We start from the raw sequence: 4,954 nt of genomic DNA on the forward strand, positions 1-4,954 counted from the left end.
AATGACGAGCCATCCCAGCCCCGTGACAACCTTGAGCACCGGCCCGATTCCGCGCCAGAGCAGGCGCACAACAGGCGTGACGATAGCGCCGCTCGCCGTGAGAAGTCGGCGCGCCGAAGCCGACGCGCGCGTCACCCCGCCGGCGAAACGGGCGGCACGAGTGCCGCGCGCATCGAAGCTCGCTGTGCTTGAAGCTGACATCGTTCGGCTACGCCGCCCGGTAGGCAGGGGGCTCGATGCCCACCAGAATGCGGCTCACAATGTCCTCCGCCTTCACACCGGCGAACTCCGACTCCGGGTCGAGGATGATGCGGTGGGCCAGCACGGGAACGGCGAGATCGCGCACATCATCGGGGGTCGCATACGTGCGGCCCTGGGTGATAGCCCAGGTCTTAATCGCCCTGGCCAGCGCCATCGCGCCTCGCATGCTCACGCCGAGCACAACATCCCGATCCTTGCGAGTGCCCTCCACGATGTCGCTGAGATATTGCATGACCGACTCGTCGACAAAGACCTCGGATGCGAGCGCCGCCATCGCCACGATGGATTCCGGCTTGATGATGGGCGAGACGAGCGAGGCCCGAGCGCGGGTGGAGGAATCCATGAGCAGCGCGACGGTGGTCTTGGTGTCGGGGTAGCCGAGGGTGGTCTTAATGAGGAACCGGTCGAGCTGCGCCTCGGGGAGCTTGTAGGTTCCGGCCTGCTCGACCGGGTTCTGCGTTGCGATGACGAGGAACGGGGCGCCGACGGGATGCCCCTCGCCGTCGATCGTCACGACGCCCTCCTCCATGACCTCGAGCAGGGCGCTCTGGGTTTTGGGGCTGGCGCGGTTGATCTCGTCCGCGAGCACGATCGAGGCGAAGATCGGCCCCTTGTGAAACTCGAAGCGGCCCTTGGACTGGTCGAAGATCTGGACCCCTGTGACGTCGGAGGGCAGCAGGTCTGGCGTGAACTGGATGCGAGAGGTAGACCCGTCGAGCGTGTTGGCGAGGGCCTTGGCCAGCACCGTCTTGCCCGTTCCGGGGTAGTCCTCGAGGAGCACGTGTCCGTCGCTGACGAGAGCGGTGAGCACAAGCCGGATGACGTGGTCCTTGCCCACAATCGCCTTATCCACGTTAGCGATGAGCTTCTGGAAGGCGTCAGCGAACCACGTCGCCTGCTCCTGTGTTACTGGCATTCTCGACCTTTCATCTTGCCGTCACTCACGGACGGAAATCCACGTGGTTGCTCTCGATACCGCCGACAACCACGTAGGTGTCAGCGAATCCGCAGTGCGGGCTGCCGCTGTAGCTGCCCGACATGGTGCGGTCACGACCGGACATGTAACCGCTGCAGTAGAACTTGACGTTGTGCGTGCCCGGGAAGTCCTGGAGGGTGATGCTGAACTCGTGACAGGAGAACGTGCCACTGCTGTCGCAGTTGACGCGCTTGCCCTTGGACAGGATCACCTTGGGCTCGTCCGGTTTGGCGTCGACGTGCACGTTGCCGGAGCTGCCGACCGCACCCGCGCCCGCATTGTTCTGCGCCTGCACCTCGATCGAGAAATCGCCGCCATTCTGGCCCACGTTCGTGCTGTGGCTGCGCGCTCCGCCCCAGCTCGACCATCCGCCGCCGTTGACCCGGTAGCGGTACTGAAGGTTGGCGGTCACCGCGGCGCCCTGGCCTGCGTTGCTCGGCTGCCCCCAGCTCCAGGAGATGGTGGTCGGGCCCTGCGAACCACCGCGGCTGCCGTTGACCGGTGTCGGCGCTCCGGGCACCGTCTGGTTGCTCACGGCGAGTACGGGCGTTGAGGTGGCGGCGGCGCTCGACTTGTTGCCCGAGTTCACTGCGGTAACCGTAAACGTGTAGCGTCCTGCGCCGAGTCCCGACTGGTTAGGCGTTGTCGTGCTCTGCGTCGAGCCCGAGTTGACCGCGTTGCCGTCGCGGAGCAGAGTCCAGTTGTAGCTGACCTGGCCGCCATTGGCCGAAACGCCGGCCCAGCTCGCCCTGACAACGCCGTTGGGCGCCCACTGGTTGCCGTCAACGATCGCCGCCGTCACGACGGGCGTTCCGGGGGTGCCGTAGGGAACAACGGCGTTGCTCGGTGTCGACCATGCGCCGGGGCCGTGCTGGTTGATGGCCCGCACAGAGAACGTGTAGGCGGTGCCGTTAGTGAGGCCCGTGATGGTGCAGGAGGGCGGGGCGCAGTTGGTCGGCGTTGAGGAACCGGGGCTCGAGGTGACCTCGTAGCTTGTGATCGGCTTTCCGTTCGAGGCGGGAGCGGCGAAGCCAATCGTCACTGTGCCTTCGTCACCCTGCGACGGCACCGTCGGCTTGCCCACGGCATCCGGAACATCGCTCACGGTGAGGGTGATCGTTCCGTTGACGCGGCGATCGTTGTCTTCTGTGGCGTCTTCGATCGTGTAGATGACCTCGACGACGCCGCTCTTGAGCGAGGGCGACGGGGTGATCTTGACCGAGGTCCCTGAGTGGGTCACCGTGGCCGGCTCGCCGGAGTTAGAGACCGTGGCCTCAACGATTGTGAGCGGCTCGCCCGTGGTCTGGTAGGGGTTCGAGTCGTTCGTGAGCGGGTTGACCGTGATGGATCCGCCGCCGTCGCCACCGCCCCGCTTCATCTCGTGCACATCGGTTACGGCCACGGCGAGCGGCTTGCTCGATCCGACCACCGTCACGTTGATTGTGCCGGGAACCTCGAAGTCATCCCAGCGAAGCGTGACGCCCAGCGTGACCGTCGTGCCCTTTGGTGTGTTTCTCGGCACCGTGAGGGTGAGCTCGCTGCCCGAGAGGTTCGCCTGCAATCCGGATGCCTGGCCGGTGATGTTGGAATACGTCACCTCCTGCAGAATCTGGGGGTTGGGGTGCCCGGTCGAGGCGCGGAGGTCCACCATCGTGGTCTCCCCCACCTCAACCTGCGTGTTGGGCGTTGTGAACTCCGGAGGGGTGTCGCGGAACTCGGGGTCGCCCACGATGATCGGCAGGGTGAGGTTGGCGGTGTTGCCCTTGGGGTCGTTCTTAGAGGAGCCGTCCGTCACCGTGAAGTTGATGGATGCCGGCCCGCGGTAGTCGCGAACGGGGGTAAAGCGCAGCGTGTCTTTGTCGACATAGGGCGACTCGCCGTTCGACTGGATCGCGGTGACCGAGGTCTCGTCGGCGATCCAAGCAGCCCGGCCGGAGGGCACCTTGACGATCTCCGAGAGATCCCACTCGCCTGATTCGTTCATGGAGACGTACTGAATGGGCAGATTGGGGTCGATGTAGGGCGGGTCATCGAAGTCTTCGTCGACCGCAGCGGGGATGAGGATGAACGCGAGCGCGCTCAGCTCATCGGCCTCGTTTGTCACGCGGTAGGCCACCGCCTGGCGCTTCTTGCCGGGCGTCACCTCGATCTGGCCGTTTCGCTCGAGTAGCTGCGCCGAGGACTTGTTGGGGCCTTCGATGCTCACGACGAGGTCGGAGTTCGGCCCCGACGGGTTGAACGCATAACCGTCGAGCACGTCCACCGTGAAGGTCTCTTCGCCGGCGATGTCCTTGGTGAGAATCTGCACGTCTTCTGCCGTCGGCGGCAGAAGGGGCGCATCCTCGGTGACCTGCACGAGCACATAGCTCATGACCGAGCCGCCGCGGTCGTTGCTGAGCTCGTAGCGAATGGTGAACGACTGCACATCGTCTGGCGCCTTCACCACGAGGAAGCGCTTGTCTATGACCTCAGCGTCGATGCCCTCTGGCACATCGACGAGCGTCTCCGAAACCTTGATGGGCGCGCCCTGCGGGTCAGAATCGTTGGCCATGAGGTCGACCTGGGCCAGGCGGCCCGGGCGAATCGAGACGCTGTCGGGAACAGCGCTCGGCTCCTGCAGTTCGTCCGGCTCGGGGATCACGGCAATCTTGATCTCGCCGACTCCGGTAGCGCCGAAGGCGTCGTAGACCTCATAGCTGAAGACGTCGGTGCCCGCCGCTGCCGAGGATGCTTCGTAGTAGAAGTAGCCGGGGCCGACCTCTCCCACGGTGCCGAGCTGAGGGCTGATGGGAAAGTTGAGCAGCTGGGTCGAGTCGCCATCGGGGTCGATGCCATTGAGTGGCACGTCGACCCGGATGGCATTGCCGGCGAGGACTCGGGCGACCAGGGGCACCGGGATGGGGCTCTGGTTGTTGGCCTCATCCTCTGCGACGACGGTGAAGACAACGCTGGCTGCGGCGGTCTCGCCGAAGGGATCGAGCACTCGATAGTCGAGGCGGTATTCGCCCGGCTCCCGCGGCGCCTGGTAGCGCACGGTGTCGCGGCTTACGAACGCGATTCCTTCTGCGGGCTCTGTGATGAGCTTCTCGTCGAGGAACATCGAGGAGTCATCCGGATGAAAGTCGTTGTCCAGCACATCGACCGTGACGATGTCGCCCACCCGCACGCGCGCGGCGTCGTTCTGGGCCACGGGTGGCTGGTGTTTGGTGAGGGCCGGCACGGGCACGACGGAGACGCCCGCCGATGCCGTGGAGACGCCATCCGAGATTGTGTAGGTGAAGGAGGCCTGCGCCGTGAGGGCCGCGGGTGAGGTGACTCTCACACTCGTGGATGCCAAAAGCTCGACGACAAGGCCCTTTGCCTTATATTCGGCAGGAACATCGACGCTCTGCACGGCAAGTACGCGGCCAGACGGCGAAACGTCGTTGCTCAGCACGGAGACGGTCGTCGGCTCGTCACCCCGGAGATAGGCGATGTCCTTGACGGCCACGGGGGGCAAGGATGCGTCGTCGGGTTTCTCCAACACGTTGATGCGCACTATTCCCACGCTTGAGGTGGCCCCGGCGGAGAGGGTGTACTTCACGTAGTGGATGCCCGGCTTGGACGAAGAGAACGAGAGCGTGCCGGTATCCGACGAGAAGCTTGCGCTGGTGGATCCGCCCGGCTCCTCGATTCCGATGAGGGCGAGCTGCGCTCCGGAGGGCGAGATGTCGTTCA

General features: G+C 64.9%; 3 protein-coding genes. All 3 read right to left on the reverse strand.

The annotated features are described in order from the left end of the window. The coding region (locus AC062T_RS06785) for a hypothetical protein (protein WP_476028568.1) at positions 1–201 on the reverse strand (201 nt) is incomplete at its 3' end. Positions 202–208: 7 nt separating this feature from the next. Beyond that, the gene (locus AC062T_RS06790) at positions 209–1,177 is read right to left on the reverse strand and encodes an AAA family ATPase (RefSeq protein WP_108517214.1); all 969 of its coding nucleotides are present in this window, start codon (positions 1,175–1,177) and stop codon (positions 209–211) included. A 25-nt stretch (positions 1,178–1,202) separates the two neighbouring features. After that, positions 1,203–4,954: Ig-like domain-containing protein (locus tag AC062T_RS06795; protein ID WP_476028570.1), on the reverse strand; the 3,752-nt coding region annotated here is incomplete at its 5' end.

The organism is Homoserinimonas sp., assembly GCF_056262345.1.